Consider the following 16384-nt stretch of genomic DNA (forward strand, 5'->3'; position numbering starts at 1 on the left):
GGTTTGAACCATGTCACTGATCTCAATCGGGCTTTCGGGACTCACCGCCAGCAGCGCAGCATTGACGACGATCGGCAACAACACTGCCAACGTCGACACGCAGGGCTACTCGCGTCAGCAAGTGATGACCGCCGCCGGGGCTCAGCAGAACATCGGCGTCGGTTTCATCGGCACCGGTACGACGTTGTCCGACGTGCGCCGCATCTACAACGGCTACCTCGATAACCAATTGCAGACCAGCACATCGCTCAACGCCGACGCCACCGCGTACCTGAGCCAGGCCAGCAAGCTCGACTCGATGCTGTCCGACAGCTCGACCGGCGTGAGCACCGTGCTGGCGAAGTTCTTCACTGACCTGAGCGCTCTGGCGTCCGGGCCGACTGACACGGCTGCGCGCACGACATTTCTGACCAGTGCATCGGCGTTGGCCGGTCAGTTCAACACCATCTCGGCGCAGATGAAGGACCAGAACGCCAGCATCAATACCCAGCTGACCACGGCAACAGGGCAGGTGAATGCACTGGCGTCGTCCATTGCCGTCCTCAACAAGCAGATCACCGAGACCCAGGCTTCCGGCGGTCAGCCCAACACGCTGCTCGATTCGCGGACCGAGGCGGTACGTCAGCTCAATGAACTGGTCGGCGCCAAGGTCGTTGAAAACAACGGCAGCTATGACGTGTACATCGGCACCGGCCAGCCGCTGGTCACCGGCACCACCGCCAATACCCTGAGCGCCGTGCCCAGTGACAGCGACCCCAGCGTTTATGCGCTAAAACTGAAATATCAGAACAACGAAGTTGATGTCTCCAGTGTGGTAACCGGTGGCTCGCTTGGCGGGTTGCTGCGTTATCGCAGCGACGTGCTGCAGCCGGCCGCCAGCGAGCTGGGCCGTCTGGCGGTGGTCGCTTCCGACCAGATCAACAGCCAGCTCAACCAGGGTGTCGACGCCAACGGCAAATTCGGCACCAACCTGTTCGCCAGCGTCAATGACCCGAGCCTGACCAGCCAGCGCAGCCTTGCCAACACGACCAACGATCAGTCTTCGGGCAACTTCGCGGTGTCCATTGCCAACAGCGGCGCGCTGCAGACCAACGATTATCAGGTGACCTTCACCGATGCCAGCGGCCAGTACAGCGTCAAGCGGCTGCCGGACGGCAGGGACATGGGTTCGTACAACACCAGCGCCACCACTGCGCCGGTCATCGACGGCTTCTCGCTGAAATTCAATGGCACCTCCACCGAGGGTGACAGCTTCAAGATCAGCCCGACCAAGACCGGTGCCGACGGTATCAAGGTGGTGATGACCGACCCGAAAGCCATCGCCTCTGCCAGTCCGCTGACCGGCAGCTCCATCGTGAGCAAAGGCTCGGGCACGTTCACCCAGCCTGTCTTGTCGACCCAGGCCGACATCTACAACCCGACCGCGACGGCCGATCTGCGAAACGCGCTGACGGCCTCGACGCCGATGCGTTTGCTCATGGGCGATGTCACCAATGGTGCTCAGAGCTATTCGCTGGTCGATGCACAGGGCGCGGCGGTCAAAGACAAATCTGGTAATGCGATCAAGGGTTCAATTGTTCCAGGCCAGTCCAACGACATCAGTCTGGAAGTGGGTTACACCGACTCGTCGGGCACCGCGCAGTCGTTCAAGTTCGGCATGACCCTCGCCGGCTCGGCCAACAGTGGCGACACCTACAGCATCGCCATGACTGGCGCCGGGTCTCTGGACAACCGCAACGCGACCTCGGTCGGTACCCTGCAGACCAAACAGACCCTCGACAGCGCAGCCGGCAATGGCACGGGTATGAGCCTGAGCGGCGCCAACGCCAACATGATTACCACCGTCGGCAGCAAGGCGGCGCAGGGCAAGAATGATTCGACGGCCACCACCGCCGTCCTTACCCAGGCCAAGAGTGCGCGCGACAGCGTTTCCGGTGTTTCGCTGGATGAAGAAGCCGCCAACCTGGTCAAGTATCAGCAGTACTACACCGCTTCGTCGCAGATCATCAAAGCCGCTCAAGCCATTTTCAGCACGCTGATCAACAGTCTTTAAGGAATCGTAATCCATGCGTATCTCAACGACCCAGTTTTACGAAACCAGCGCCACGAACTACTCGCGCAGTTACGCCAACGTCACCAAAACCGGTGACGAAGTGGCCAGCCAGGTCAAGCTCAACACGGCCGGCGATGATCCGGTCGGCGCGGGCCGTGTGCTGCAGTTGCAGCAGCAGGGCACGATGCTCAATCAGTACAAATCCAACATCGACACGATCAATACCACCGTCGTGCAGACCGAGACGGCCTTGACGTCGATCACCTCGGCGATTCAGCGCGCGCAAGAGCTGGTACTGGGCGCGGCGAACACCTCGTTCACCGACAAGGACCGCCAGGCCAACGCCTCCGAGCTCAAGGAGTTGCAGGGGCAGATTCTTGGCCTGATGAACAGCCAGGACGCCGACGGCACCTACCTGTTCTCCGGGTCCAAGGGCACCACCGCGCCATACGCCGTCAGCTCCGACGGCACCTACAGCTATCAGGGCGACCAGACGCGCAACCTGCTGGCCGTTGGCACCGGCATCTCCATGGCCAGCAACACCACCGGCTGGGATGCATTCGAACAAGCGACCAACACCACGCGCACCTCAACGACCCTGGTCGCTGGCGCGGATGACGGCGTGATCTCGTTGTCCGGCGGCAGCGTCAGCAATGCCGCCACCTACGACACCAGTTTCACCGCCGGTCAGCCTTACAAGATCTCCTTCACCAGCAGCACGGCCTATACCATCCTGGACAAGAACAACCAGGATGTGACAGGTGAGGCGTCGGCTGCGGGCAAGTTTGCGTCCACCAATTCGGCGAACCAGGCCATCACCTTCCGGGGCCTGGAACTGAACCTGAACATCAACCTGACCAAAGATCAGTACGCAAGCACCAGCGCCGCCGACGCGGCCGTCAAGGACCACACCTTCCAGCTGGGTGTTTCCCCCAGCACCGTGAGCACTTCGCGTCTGCCGGCGAACACCTCGACCGATGTGATCACCAGCTCGGTGGTGACCGATCAGGCCGCGTTCGACAAAACCTTCCCGTCGGGCGGCGCTGTCGTGCGCTTCACGGATGCCACCAACTTCAATCTGTACGCAGCGCCCTATGACCCGGCGACCAGCAAAGCGGTGTCCACCGGCACGCTGAGCGGTAACACGGCGACGGCCTCCGGCGTGACGTTCACCTTCAGCGGCACGCCGCCGGCGATGGCGGCAGGTGACCAGTTCACCGCGCAGTCTTCGACCCAGCAAAGCCAGAACGTGCTGAACACCTTGTCCAAGGTCATCACGGCGCTCAACGGCAAGGTCGATGGCGACCCGATTGCCCAGCAGAAACTGCAGGCCACGATGACCTCCACCATCGGCAACCTGAAAAGTGCGGCCGAGCAGATCATCAATGCCACCAGCGAAGGCGGTGCCCGGGCCAAGACCGCGACCGATCAGAGCGTGACCAACCAGACCATGATCGACAACGGCACCACCGAATCGGGCACGATCACCGCGTCCGACCCGGTCGATGCCATCGCCCGTCTGACCCTGCAGAAAACCATGCTGCAAGCCTCGCAGCTGGTGTTCACCCAACTGTCCGCGCTGAACCTGTTCAGCAAGCTGTAATCGGCCCAGCGGCGCGCGACACCTGACCAACAGGTGTCGCCACCGTTGAGCGTCAACCGTATTGTCAGCGGTTATGCCGATCCTCTCCCCGGGGTGCGGCGCCGCTCGTGAGTCCCGCCCGTGAATTCAGCTCCCCTCGTCAGCCTCGTCATTCCCGCCTACAACCCGCGCTTTTTCCAGCGAGCCCTGCTGGACGCCCTGGCCCAGACCTATCGGCCCCTTGAAGTGGTGGTCTGCGACGACAGCGCGACCGACGAGATCCGGCGCACGGTCGAAAAATACCTCGACTCAAGCCCGGTCACGCTGCGTTATGTGCGCAACCCGAAGCGTCAGGGCTTCGTCGGCAACCTGCTGGTGTGCCTGGACGAAGCGCAGGGTGAGTTCATCAAGTTCTTCTGCGACGACGATCGGCTGTTTCCGGCGGCCGTCGCGCGTCAGGCGAGCATTCTGGTGGAGCATGACGACGTCAGCCTGGTGCTGGCCCAGCGTTATTTCTGCGACCCCCAGGACGTTCAGTTGCCGGTGCGCATCGAGAACGCGCCGCTCGCCGAATCCAGCTCGGTGTTCTACGGCGCCGACCTGCTCTCGGTGTTCGATATCTCGCCCACCAACTTTCTCGGCGGATTCAGCAGCTCACTGATGCGCCGCAGCGACGTGCAGGTGATTCTGCCGGCGCTCAGGGAAGTCGGCGATGGCTTCACCGCGCTGGTGGATTTCGTGCTCTACGTGTGCCTGCTCAAGCGCGGCAACATGGTCATGCTCAACGATGTCCTCAGCGCCGAACGTTTGCACCCGGACCGTTTGAGCCGCCAGCAGTGGGTCAGGGACCTGATCAGCGACGAGCGGCAATGGCTGGGCAAGATGCTCAAGGCGCGGACCGGCGAAGACGCCCCCGAATATGGCTGGGTGCGCTTTGTGCCGCTGACTGAGGCGCTGGTGCAGCCTCGCGTCTGGCAAGAGCTGCCCCTCAGCCGCATGCTCGGTGACCGACAGGCCTCCTTGCCGTGGCGAGTCGGCACCGACAGCGAAAGTTTTGCCGAGCTGTACCAGCAGTGGCTGAGCTTCCGAACCCTGTTTGGCGCCGATCGGCTGCGCGTGGCGGATAACGTCGCCACCTGGCCGTCGCAGCCGAAGATGGTGGCGGTGGTGCTCGACGAACACGCCAGTGCCGCCGGAGTCGCCATGACCCTTGGCAGTCTCGACGCACAGTTGTATGCCGCCGAACTGACCCTGGTGCTGTCCAGCGCCTGCGAGACGCCCGTGCTCGACGGCCGCGTGTTCACCTTGCCGCTGCAGCCCGACTGGCTGGCGCAACTCAATGAGCTGTTGCCCCAGCTTGAGCGGGGCGACTGGTGTTACTTGCTGCGGGCGGGGGATCGGCTGACCGATTGTGCGTTGCTGATCCTTGCCGAACGCGCGGCCCACTCGCCTGACGTGCTGTGCCTGTACGGCGACGAAGGCGCGTTGCACGAAGGCGAATCGGCCGAGCCGGTGTTCCGGCCTGACTTCAACCTCGACCTGCTGCGCAGTTATCCCTACGTCGGTCGCGTTCTGGCGTTTCAGATCGATGCGCTGGTCAGGCTCGGCGGTTTCGATTCGGCCTACGGCGAACTCGCGCCCCATGACGCCATTTGGCGCCTGACTGAAGCCCACGGCGTGGTGGTTCAGCACGTTTCGGAAATCCTCGTCGAGTCGCAGTTCCCGTTTCAGGCGTGGCTGGCGCTGGATGAGGTCATGGCGCAAAACGCCCCGGTGCTCCGCGCACATCTGCAGCGCATGGGCATTGCTCATCAGCTGCACGAGGTGGAAGGGCAGTGGCTCAATCACGTGGAATATCTGAGTGACGCGCGTCCGCTCGTCTCGATCATCATCGTCCATCAGGACCAGTTGGCGGCGTTGCAGCGCTGCGTCGAGTCGCTGCTGTCGAAGACCCCTTACGATCATTTCGAAGTGCTGATCGTCGACTGCGCCAGTCAACAGCCGGAGGCTCGGTCCTGGCTGGCGGACATGCAGCAGATCGGTGGCGACACCCTGCGCGTCCTGCATTACGAAGGGCAGGGCAATGGCGCCGACGTGCGCAACTTCGCCGCTGGCCATGCCCGGGGCGAGCACTTGCTGATGCTCAGTGTGTATGCGGTGGTCGCCGATTCCGCGTGGCTGGGCGAACTGGTCAATCACGGGCGGCGCGAAGAAGTGGGCGTGGTCGGCGCCAAGCTGTTCACCCCCGAAGGCTACATTCTCCAGGCCGGGCTGATTCTGGGTTACCACGGCCCGGCCGGCCCTGCGTTTTTTGGCGAGCCACTGCACGCGCCCGGTCATCTGCTGCGGTTGCAGGCGGCCCAGGACTTGAGCGCGGTGGGCGGGCACTGTCTGCTGGTGCGGCGCGCGTTGTTCGAGCAGCTCGGCGGCCTGAACGGCGACGAGTTCAGCGGCAGCCTGAGCGAAGTGGATTTCTGCCTGCGCGTACGGGAGTCCGGTCATCTGGTGGTCTGGGCACCCCGTGCGGTGTTGGCGATCGGCGCCTCTACGCCGGCGGAACAGCTGCGCGATAAACAATCCCAGGTCGACGATCAGCATGCCTTCTACAAACGCTGGCTGCCGATCCTCGCCCGTGACCCGGCCTACAACCCCAACCTGCGCCTGACCGGTTCGTTTTACAGCCTGGAACCCGGCCTGAAGAAAGGCTGGAACCCTTATTCATCGCGACGTTTGCCCAATGTGCTGGCGATCCCGGTCAACAGCACGGCGGTGGGTCACTACCGCGTGTCCCAGCCGTTTCTGGAACTGGAGGCCGACGGCCGAATCGGCGGACGGATGAGCTACGACCTGCCGTCGATCATCGAGCTGGAGCGTCAGTCGCCGGACGTGATCATTGTGCAGTGCCGCTACAGCCAGAATTCCATCGATCAGGTCGCCAGCCTCAAGGCGTACTCCAACGCCCGCCGCATCTACGAGCTGGACGACTACGTGATCAGCGTGCCGAAAAAGAACGGCCATCTGCGCAGCATGCCATCGAACATGGAAGCGATGGTGCGTCTGGGGATCAGCCTCTGTGATCGGGTGGTGGTCTCGACGGTGACGCTGGCCGATGCACTGTCGGGGATGCACCACGACATCCGCGTGGTGCCGAACATGCTGGCGTCGCAACTCTGGACCGGCCTGCGCAGCCAGCGCCGCACTTCGAAAAAGCCTCGGGTCGGTTGGGGCGGCGGGACCAGCCATGCCGGGGATCTGGAGATCATCGCCGAGGTCGTGCGCGAGCTCGCCGATCAGGTCGAGTGGGTGTTCTTCGGCATGTGCCCCGAGTCGTTGCGCCCGTACGTGCACGAGTTCCATCCGTCCGTGGGCTTGCTGGCCTATCCGGCGAAACTGGCGGCGTTGAACCTCGACCTCGCGCTGGCGCCGCTGGAGCACCACATTTTCAACGACTGCAAGAGCAACCTGCGCCTGCTGGAATACGGCGCCTGCGGCTACCCGGTGATCTGCACCGACACCCGGGCCTACGACGGCTACCTGCCATGTACCCGTGTGATGACCAACAGCACCGCCGAATGGCTCGAAGCGATCCGCATGCACCTGGCCGACCCCGACGCCAGCTACCGCATGGGCGATGAGCTGAAAGAAGTGGTCATGCGCGACTACGTCCTGCGCGGCGACAACCTTCAGCACTGGGTCAACGGCTGGCTGGCGGATTAACCGCGCTGTTTTAGCGGGACCGGCTTCAGCAGGGTAGGGGCCGGCATGTGCACCCTCAATCCCGCGGTGTGACGCATGGACGGCCACCAGCGCTTGTCGAACATCCAGACGTCGCCGATCTTTCGGCAGGTCAAGAACTTGTGGGAGCGAGCTTGCTCGCGAATAAGCCGGCACATCCGCCGAATATCCATCGGTAGAGATGTCTCCTTCGTGAGCAAGCTCACTCCCACATGACCGGTGTCCGCCGCATCATCGCCAGCCTCCTTCCCGGCTAAAGCCCATCCTGCCCATTGCGCGCAGCCCCGCCATCCAGAGTTGGCGTGCTTCCTGCTTCGTCTCCCCGATATCGCCATTGATCATCTTTTTGACGCTTGGCCGCATCACAGGGAAAACGTAATGCACCCTCATTCATCTCCGGGAAACACCATGCCGCTCGATGCCCAACTGACGCTTGTGGTCCTCACCCATGACCGGCCCGCACTCCTGCGCCGGACATTGCAGTACTACAGCTCCTCGTCGGCCCACGTGCTGGTGCTGGATGCTTCGCAGCAGTCAGCCGCCGACATCGCCGCGCTGTTCCCGCAGGTGGATTACCGCCACGTGCCGCAGTTCGCCGAGACCGGGGTCCTTAGCAGGATCGTCCATGGCGTGACCCAAGTGACCACGCCGTTCATGGCGTTCGTGGGCGACGAAGATTTTCTGATGCATGACGCGCTGGCCCAGTCGGTGGAATTTCTGGCTACCCACCCGGACTACGGCCTCTGCCACGGCTATTGCCTGATGTACCAGGCCCACGGCGATAAGGTCGAATACTTCCGCCGCGACAAAAAGGGCCAGGAAGACTTCGCCGCCGACAACAGCGGCGAGCGCGTCCTGAACTTCATGGACCACTACATTCCGCCGTTCTACGCCGTCACTCGCACGGCGCTGCTACAACAATGGTTCGCCGCGCTGCCCCAAGGCGTCAGTGGCGAGCTGCAAGAGTTCGGTCACGCCTACTTCCTGCTCTCGGCCGCCAAGGCGCGGACCTTGCCGATCCCCTACGTGGTCCGCGAGCTCAACCACCGGCTCTCCGACCGCCCGACTCACATGCTGAAAAAGCTCAGTGACAGCGATCCGTCAGCTGTCCTCGAGCGCCACGAATTCGCCAGTTTTCTGGCAGCCCTGATTACTACCCACGGTGAGCTGAATGCAGCCGACGGCACCGAGCAGGTCAAAAAGGCCTACGCCGCCCTGCAGGCCTGTCTCGAAGACCAGCGTTCCCTGGGCCTGACCAGCATCGTGCTGTCGCGCTGGAAAGATGTGTTCAAACCCGCGGACCGCCAGTTCGGTCCCCGTCAGTTCGTCGAAATGCCGTTTTACAACCAGGCCTTCTTCGACGTCCTGACCAAGATCGAGTTTCTGATCCACGCGCTGCCGGCCGGCAAGCTGCAGATGGAACAGCTCGAAGGGACCTGGGTTCAGCACGAAGTGCTGCTGCGCAGCCACGGCAACGACAACCCCGAAACCATCGCCAACCGGATGTGGGAAGCGATGGCCCTGAACATCTTCAACCCGCACATCGTCGAGCCCCTCGCCGGTCTCATGGCGCGCCAGGGTGACCCCGAAGAAGCGCTGGAAATGTCGCGCTGGTTGCAGCGCCTCAATTCGGTCCAGCGCCAGGACCATCGTGTGACCCTCGCCAACATGCCATCGGGTCAGCTGTTGCAGTGGCTCGACGCACGCCAGCCGAGCCCGAGCGACGCACAAGCCATCCTCTGCCGCATCGACAGCCTCGGCGGCGGACTGCAGTTCGGCATTCTGTTGCTGGACCTCGACGATGACATGAATAAACTCCAGGTCACCCTGGACAGTCTGGTCGAAGGCCACTGCAAGACCTTCAAGGTCGTGGTGTTCACCAGCGGCGAGCCACCGGCGGCGACCAGCGCGCAAAACACCCTGCATTTCGTCAAGGTCAGCAAGAGCAACTGGGTCGACAAGGTCAATCAGATCGCCCGCCAATCCACCTGCAACTGGCTGATGCTGGCCGAAGTCGGTGATGCGTTCACCGCCGGCGGCCTGTTGCGCGCCTCGCTGGAACTGCAGGCCGCGCCTGACTGCCGCGCGGTGTTCGCCGATGAAGTTCAACGTGAGGCCAGCGGTGCGCTGACCCACGTCATGCGCCCGGGCTTCAACCTCGACCTGTTGCTGAGCAACCCGACGCTGATGTCCCGCCACTGGCTGGTCCGCCGCGACGTGCTGGTCGAGGCCGGCGGTTACTCCGCCGACTTCGCCCAGGCCGCCGAATTCGAACTCCTGCTGCGCATCATCGAGAAGGGCGGCATGGGCTGGCTGGCGCATCTGGACGAGCCGCTGCTGGTCACCGACGCGCAACCGCTGGAAGAGAACGCCCAGCAACGCCTGGCCCTGACCCGGCACCTGAACAATCGCGGCTTCAAGGCCCAGATCAGTCCGGCGGCACCGGGTACCTGGCGCATCGACTACCGCCACATCCAGCGCCCGCTGGTGTCGATCCTCGTCCATGGCGTTGACGACCTGCCCGTGCTGCAGCGTTGCCTGGCGAGTGTCCTGTTGCGCACGCGCTACGCGAATTACGAAGTGCTGATCGCGGACGATCACAGTGTCTCGGCGGAGCTCAGCGAATGGCTGGGTCGCCAGCACAAAGGTCGCGTGCGGGTCATCGCCATGGATCAACCGTTGAGTCATTCAGCGCGGGTCAACGCCCTGCGCGAACAGGCCACAGGCGAATACCTGGCGCTGCTCTCGGCCCACGGTGAAGTCATCAGCCCGAACTGGATCGACGCCTTGCTCAATCAGGCGATGCGCCCGGAAGTCGGCGTGGTTGGCGCCAAGTTGATCGACCGCAACGGCACGGTCAGTCAGGCCGGTTTGATCCTCGGCATGGACGGCGGTGTGGGTTCGGCCTTCATCGGCGAAGCGAAAGACGCCGCCGGCTACATGAGCCGACTGTTACTGGATCAGAATTATTCGGCGGTGTCCGACGCCTGCCTGATGGTGCGCTCGGCGCTGTTCGATGACGTCGGCGGCCTGGATCAAGGGCATTTTGCCGACGCCTTCGCCGATGTGGACCTGTGCCTGAAAGTGGCCCAGGCCGGGTACCTGACGGTGTGGACACCTCACGTGCAGTTCGTGCATTCGGGCGCATTGCCCGACGCGCCACAGGCGCTGGCCGCGCTGCAAGACAAATGGTCCGGGGCGTTTGCGCACGACCTGGCGTACAACAAAAATCTGCAACTGACCGGCAAGGGCTTCACCCTCGCTCAGGCCGACGGTTCCAGTTGGGCCGAGCTGCTCGCTTAAGGCCTCCGGGTTAAAGGACTACGTCATGTTCAACGGCAAATCAGTGTTCATCTCAGGCGCGACCGGCTCGTTCGGCCGCATGTTCATCCGCACGCTGCTGGCGCGTTATCAGCCCCGGCGCGTGGTGGTGTTCTCTCGCGATGAACTCAAGCAGTACGAAATGCAGCAGGAATTCAACGCGCCCTGCATGCGCTATTTCCTCGGCGACGTGCGCGATGCCGATCGCTTGCAGCAGGGCATGCGCGGCATCGATTACGTGGTCCACGCGGCGGCGCTCAAGCATGTGCCGGCGGCGGAATACAACCCGACCGAGTTCATCCGCACCAACGTCAATGGCGCCGAAAACATCATCTCGGCGGCGATCGCCAACGGCGTGAAGAAGGTCGTGGCGCTGTCGACCGACAAGGCCGCCAGCCCGATCAATCTGTACGGCGCCACCAAGCTGCTGTCGGACAAACTGTTCGTCGCCGCCAACAACATCGGCGGCGAGGAGCAGACGCGTTTTTCCGTGGTGCGATACGGCAACGTGGCCTGCTCCCGGGGCTCCATCGTGCCGTTCTTCAACAAGCTGCTGGCGGGTGGGGCGGCTGAATTGCCGATCACCGATCCGCGCATGACGCGCTTCTGGATCACCCTCGACCACGGCGTGGATTTCGTCATGCAGAGCTTCGAGCGCATGCACGGCGGCGAAGTGTTCGTGCCGAAGATTCCGTCGGTGCGCATCGTCGATCTGGCCCAGGCCATGGCCCCCGACCTGCCGCACAAGATCGTCGGCATCCGTCCCGGGGAAAAACTCCACGAGCTGATGGTGCCCCAGGGCGACGCGCGCATGACCCTGGAATTCGACGACCACTACACCATCGTGCCGTCGATTCGCTTCAACAACGTCGACACCGACTTCGCCGTCGACGCCACCGGCGCGCAGGGCAAAGCGGTTCACGACGACTTCGAGTACCGCTCCGACACCAACCCGGACTTCCTGTCGATCCGCCAGATCGGCGAGCTGCACGCTGACGTCCAGCCATGATTCCGTACGGCAGGCAGAGCGTTGATCAGGCCGACATCGACGCCGTTGTCGAGGTGTTGAAATCGGACTGGCTGACCCAGGGCCCGACCCTCGAGCGCTTCGAATCGGCCATGGCCGAGCGCTGTGAAGCCGGTTTCGGGGTGGCGGTGTGCAACGCCACGGCGGCGCTGCACATTGCCTGTCTGGCGGCGGGACTGGGGCAGGGCGACTGGCTGTGGACCAGCCCGAATACGTTTCTGGCCTCGGCCAACTGCGGGCGCTATTGCGGCGCCGATGTGGACTTTGTCGACATCGACCCGCTGACCTGGAACCTCGACACCAACGCCCTCGCGCGAAAGCTAAAAGTGGCGGAATCCAACGGCACGCTCCCCAAGGTGCTGGTGGCGGTGGCGTTTTCCGGCCAGAGCTGCGACATGCGCGCCATCGGCGAACTGGCCCGGCGTTACGGTTTTGTGGTGATCGAAGACGCCTCCCACGCGGTGGGCGCGGACTATGCCGGGCGCCCGGTGGGCTGCGGCGAATTCGCCGACATGACGGTGTTCAGCTTTCATCCGGTGAAGATCGTCACCACCGGCGAAGGCGGCATGGTGCTGACCAATCGCCCTGAACTGGCCGAACATTTGCGCCGCCTGCGCAGCCACGGCATGACCCGTGACCCGGCGCAGATGGACGAGCCCAGCCACGGCCCCTGGTATTACCAGCAAGTCGAGCTGGGCTTCAATTACCGCATGACCGACATGCAGGCGGCACTGGGGCTGTCGCAGCTGAACAAGCTCGACGGTTTTCTGGCCCGGCGTCGGCAGTTGGTGGCGCGCTATCAGACGCTGCTTGCCGACCTGCCGCTGACCTTGCCGACCCTTCAGGCTGAGGCCGATTCTGCGTGGCACTTGTACGTCGTGCGCCTGCAGACCGACCTGCTTGCGCTGAGCCATCGGCAAGTCTTCGAAGGTTTGCGCGGGGCAGGCATCGGCGTGAACGTGCACTACATCCCGGTGCATCTGCAGCCCTATTACCGCGACCTGGGTTTCAACCCGGGTGATTTCCCAGAAGCCGAGGCCTATTACGCCCAGGCCATCAGCCTGCCGCTGTATCCGGCGATGACCGAAGCGCAGCAGGATGACGTTGTTGAACAGCTTCACCGTTTGCTCGGCGAAACGCACCCGGCGGCCACTTGATGCGGACGAACCCATGACAGGCCCACGAGCATGAGCGCCGTCGCCATCATCCCCGCACGGGGCGGCAGCCAGCGCATCCCGCGCAAGAACATCAAGCTGTTCAACGGCGAGCCGATGATCGCGTATTCCATTCGTGCTGCGCGGGCGAGCGGGGTGTTTGATCAGATCGTGGTCAGCACCGACGACGAAGAAATCGCTGACGTTGCCCGCGATTGTGGCGCTGACGTGCCGTTCATGCGCCCGGCGGACCTGGCCGACGCTTTCACTGGCACGGCGGCAGTGATTCAACACGCGCTTTGCGCACTTGATCAGCGCTTTGATTACGCTTGCTGCATTTACGCCACCGCGCCGCTGTTGCAGGCGCGGTATCTGCGTCAGGGCCTGGAAGTACTCGAAGCCGCTGCGGCAAAATCCTATGCGTTCTCGGTGTGCAGCTTCGGCTTCCCGGTGCAGCGTGCGTTGTTGATCGACAGCGACGGCAGCCTGTGCGCGATGCACCCGGAATTTAGCAGCGTGCGCTCCCAGGACCTGCCCGTCGCCTATCAGGACGCCGGCCAGTTCTACTGGGGCCGCAGCGACGCCTGGCGGCGCGGCGACACGGTGTTTTCCGAACTCAGCCTGCCGGTGATTCTGCCCCGGCATCTGGTGCAGGACATCGACAGCCCGGAAGACTGGTTGCGCGCGGAATACCTGTACGCCGCGCTCAAGGCCGGTGGGGAGCTGCAATGATGCGCGTGCTGATCCGCGCCGACGCCTCGGTGACCATCGGCAGCGGCCACATCGCCCGCTGCCTCACGCTCGCCAACACGCTGCGTGCAGATGGCGCCGATGTGCGCTTTGCCTGCCGCGAATTGCCGGGGCATCTGCTTCAGCGGCTGGCGGATCAGGGCTATGTTGCCTACGCCCTGCCGGCACGCTATGGCGCGCAGGAAGACCAGGACATCGAAGCAGCGTTGCCTTGGCAGGCGGACCTGTCTGCCCTGGCCGAAGAGCTTGAGGATGAGCGCCTCTTTGACTGGCTGATCGTTGATCATTACGGCCTGGATGCACGCTGGGAAAAGGCGGCGCGCGGTCTCGCCGATCGAGTGATGGCGATCGACGACTTGGCCAACCGGCCCCATTCGGTTGAAGTGTTGCTCGACCAGAATTACAGCGCGCAGGCGCTGAATCAGCCGTACGCCCCCTGGATCGACCGTGAGTGCCAGGCGTTTCTGGGGCCGCGATTTGCCCTGCTGCGCGACGAGTTTCAGTGCGACCCCATCGAGATCAAGCCGCGTGTCGAACGGGTGCTGGTCAACTTCGGTGGCTTCGATGCGGCCGGGCAGGTGTACGCCACGATGCTGGCGCTTCAAGGCTTCGATGATCTGCAGGTGGATTTCGTCGCCGGTTTGCACAACCCTCACTGGGAGGCGATGAGCGATCTCGCAGCCTCTCGGCCTGAGTGGCATTTGCACACGCTGACCGGTGATTTTTTCGCGCTGATGCAGGCGGCTGATCTGTTTATCGGCGCCGGCGGCGGCACCACCTGGGAGCGCGCGGCGCTGGGGTTGCCGACGATCTGTGTTTCGGTGGCGAACAATCAGCAGCTCAATGCGCAATTGCTGGCCGAGGCCGGTGTGCATGTGTACCTCGGGCCCCATGTGCAGCTTGAGGCCGGGCGTTTGCGTGATGCGATCGGGCAGCTGTGGGGTGATGCCGCTTTACGCCGGTCGTTCGCCGAACAGTCGAGGTGGTTGGTGGATGGCCGTGGTGCCCGGCGCATCGCTGACGCATTGGCGGCCCTGGTCAACCCAGACAGTCCCGCTACCGTCGTAACGGGGCAGGGCGCATGAGCCGCTGCCCGTTCCTATTTTTATCGTCTGGCCTTGGGCCGGCCGACGTCACTGCAACGAGTGAGCAACGATGACTTCTTTCAAGATCGGTTCCCGAACCATTGGCCATGATGCGGCGCCGTTCATCATTGCCGAGATGAGCGGCAACCATAATCAGTCGCTGGATCAGGCGTTGCGCATCGTCGAGGCGGCGGCCAGGGCGGGCGCCCATGCCCTCAAACTGCAAACCTACACCGCCGACACCATGACCCTGGACATCGCCGAGGGTGAGTTCTTCATCAAGGACCCCAACAGTTTGTGGGCCGGGACCTCGCTGTATGCGCTGTATGAACAGGCGCACACGCCGTGGGAGTGGCACGCGCCGATCTTCGCTCGGGCCAAAGAGTTGGGGCTGCTGGCGTTTTCCACGCCCTTTGATGAGTCCGCCGTGGACTTTCTCGAAAGCCTCAACGTGCCGGCCTACAAGATCGCCAGCTTTGAAAACACCGACATCCCGCTGATCCGCAAAGTGGCGGCGACCGGCAAGCCGATGATCATTTCCACCGGCATGGCCAGCATCGCTGAGCTCGATGAAAGCGTGCGCGCCGCGCGGGCGGCGGGCTGCAAGGATCTGGTGCTGCTGAAATGCACCAGCACCTACCCGGCGACCCCGGCCAACAGCCACGTGCGCACGATTCCGCACATGGCCGGCTTATTTGGCTGCCAGGTGGGTTTGTCGGATCACACCATGGGCGTCGGCGTGTCGGTGGCGGCAGTGGCCATGGGTGCGACGGTGATCGAAAAACACTTCACCCTCGACCGCGCTGATGGCGGGGTCGACGCCAGTTTTTCCCTGGAACCGGCGGAAATGGCCAGCCTGGTCATCGAAACCGAGCGGGCCTGGCAGGGCATGGGCCGCGTGCAGTACGGCGCGACCGAAGCCGAGCAGAAATCGCTGCAATATCGCCGCTCGTTGTACGTGGTGCGTGACATCGCCGAGGGCGAGGCTTTCAGCCCGGACAACATCCGCGCCATCCGCCCCGGCCTCGGTTTGGCGCCCAAACACATCGATGCCGTGCTGGGGCGCAAAGCCCGACACGCACTGAACCGCGGGACCGCGTTGAGTTGGGATGTGGTGGGTTGAGTGAAGGCTGGACCGGCATCACTTGGGAATTGCGCTGTGAACACGAATGTGGGACCGGCTTTAGCCGAGAAGACGGCATACGCTACACCGCAAAATCGAGGGTGCATGTAATGGCCTCTTCCCGGCTGAAGCCGGTCCCACTAAAGCACGCGTGCAGTCAGTGAGATTGGCTGTGAACACGAATGTAGGACCGGCTTTAGCCTGGAAGACGGCATTCGTTACACCGCGAAAATCTAGGGAGCATATAAGGGCCTCTTCCCGGCTGAAGCCGGTCCTACTAAACGTGTAGTCAGTGAGATTGGCGGTGAACACGAATGTAGGACCGGCGTTCGCCGTGAAGACGGCATTCGTCACACCGCGAAATCGAGGGTGCATGTAAAGGCCTCTTCCCGGCTAAAGCCAGTCCCACTAAAGCACGCGTGCAGCCAGTGAGATTGGCGGTGAACACGAACGTAGGACCGGCTTCAGCCGGGAAGACGGCATACGCTACACCGCAAAATCGAGGGTGCATGTAAGGCCTCTTCCCGGCTAAAGCCGGTCCTGCTAAACAGCGC

The 16384-nt window shown here is 63.1% G+C and carries 9 protein-coding genes; all 9 read left to right on the top strand.

The window, feature by feature from the left end; genetic code table 11:
• Positions 1-10: 10 nt before the first annotated feature.
• The 9 genes from flgK to pseI all read left to right on the top strand — a co-directional run bounded on the left by flgK (position 11) and on the right by pseI (position 15830).
• Positions 11-2053, top strand: coding sequence for a flagellar hook-associated protein FlgK (flgK, locus tag SLW75_RS05895; protein ID WP_410933883.1), 2043 nt, complete (start codon positions 11-13; stop codon positions 2051-2053).
• Positions 2054-2066: 13 nt separating this feature from the next.
• Entirely contained in the window at positions 2067-3656 is a 1590-nt protein-coding gene (locus tag SLW75_RS05900) for a flagellar hook-associated protein 3 (protein ID WP_065987271.1), read from the top strand.
• Between the two features lie 120 nt (positions 3657-3776).
• A complete protein-coding gene (locus SLW75_RS05905; protein WP_410933884.1) occupies positions 3777-7352 on the top strand; it encodes a glycosyltransferase in 3576 nt (1191 codons plus the stop codon).
• Between the two features lie 396 nt (positions 7353-7748).
• Positions 7749-10673 (top strand): glycosyltransferase family 2 protein, encoded by a 2925-nt coding sequence (locus SLW75_RS05910; RefSeq protein WP_410933885.1) that lies wholly within the window; start codon positions 7749-7751, stop codon positions 10671-10673.
• Positions 10674-10698: 25 nt separating this feature from the next.
• Entirely contained in the window at positions 10699-11700 is a 1002-nt protein-coding gene (gene pseB / locus SLW75_RS05915; RefSeq protein ID WP_410933886.1) for a UDP-N-acetylglucosamine 4,6-dehydratase (inverting), read from the top strand.
• Complete coding sequence (gene pseC, locus SLW75_RS05920; protein WP_410933887.1) at positions 11697-12875, top strand: UDP-4-amino-4,6-dideoxy-N-acetyl-beta-L-altrosamine transaminase; 1179 nt, start codon at positions 11697-11699, stop codon at positions 12873-12875. The genes pseB and pseC overlap by 4 nt, the downstream gene beginning before the upstream one ends.
• A gap of 30 nt (positions 12876-12905) precedes the next feature.
• Positions 12906-13604: a pseudaminic acid cytidylyltransferase gene (pseF, locus tag SLW75_RS05925; RefSeq protein WP_410933888.1), complete on the top strand. Its 699-nt coding sequence runs from the start codon at positions 12906-12908 to the stop codon at positions 13602-13604.
• A complete protein-coding gene (gene pseG / locus SLW75_RS05930) occupies positions 13601-14707 on the top strand; it encodes a UDP-2,4-diacetamido-2,4,6-trideoxy-beta-L-altropyranose hydrolase (protein WP_410933889.1) in 1107 nt (368 codons plus the stop codon). The genes pseF and pseG overlap by 4 nt, the downstream gene beginning before the upstream one ends.
• 70 nt (positions 14708-14777) lie before the next feature.
• Positions 14778-15830: a pseudaminic acid synthase gene (gene pseI / locus SLW75_RS05935; protein WP_410933890.1), complete on the top strand. Its 1053-nt coding sequence runs from the start codon at positions 14778-14780 to the stop codon at positions 15828-15830.
• Positions 15831-16384: the final 554 nt, after the last annotated feature.

The organism is Pseudomonas sp. W5-01, assembly GCF_046540435.1.
Classification (GTDB): domain Bacteria; phylum Pseudomonadota; class Gammaproteobacteria; order Pseudomonadales; family Pseudomonadaceae; genus Aquipseudomonas; species Aquipseudomonas graminis_B.

What these genes read in the sequence shown, in the direction of transcription:
- SLW75_RS05900 (WP_065987271.1), top strand. Translation starts at nt 2,067, where the DNA reads ATGCGTATCTCAACGACCCAGTTTTACGAAACCAGCGCCACGAACTAC.
- flgK (WP_410933883.1), top strand. Translation starts at nt 11, where the DNA reads ATGTCACTGATCTCAATCGGGCTTTCGGGACTCACCGCCAGCAGCGCA.
- pseF (WP_410933888.1), top strand. Translation starts at nt 12,906, where the DNA reads ATGAGCGCCGTCGCCATCATCCCCGCACGGGGCGGCAGCCAGCGCATC.
- pseB (WP_410933886.1), top strand. Translation starts at nt 10,699, where the DNA reads ATGTTCAACGGCAAATCAGTGTTCATCTCAGGCGCGACCGGCTCGTTC.
- SLW75_RS05910 (WP_410933885.1), top strand. Translation starts at nt 7,749, where the DNA reads ATGCACCCTCATTCATCTCCGGGAAACACCATGCCGCTCGATGCCCAA.
- pseG (WP_410933889.1), top strand. Translation starts at nt 13,601, where the DNA reads ATGATGCGCGTGCTGATCCGCGCCGACGCCTCGGTGACCATCGGCAGC.
- pseC (WP_410933887.1), top strand. Translation starts at nt 11,697, where the DNA reads ATGATTCCGTACGGCAGGCAGAGCGTTGATCAGGCCGACATCGACGCC.
- pseI (WP_410933890.1), top strand. Translation starts at nt 14,778, where the DNA reads ATGACTTCTTTCAAGATCGGTTCCCGAACCATTGGCCATGATGCGGCG.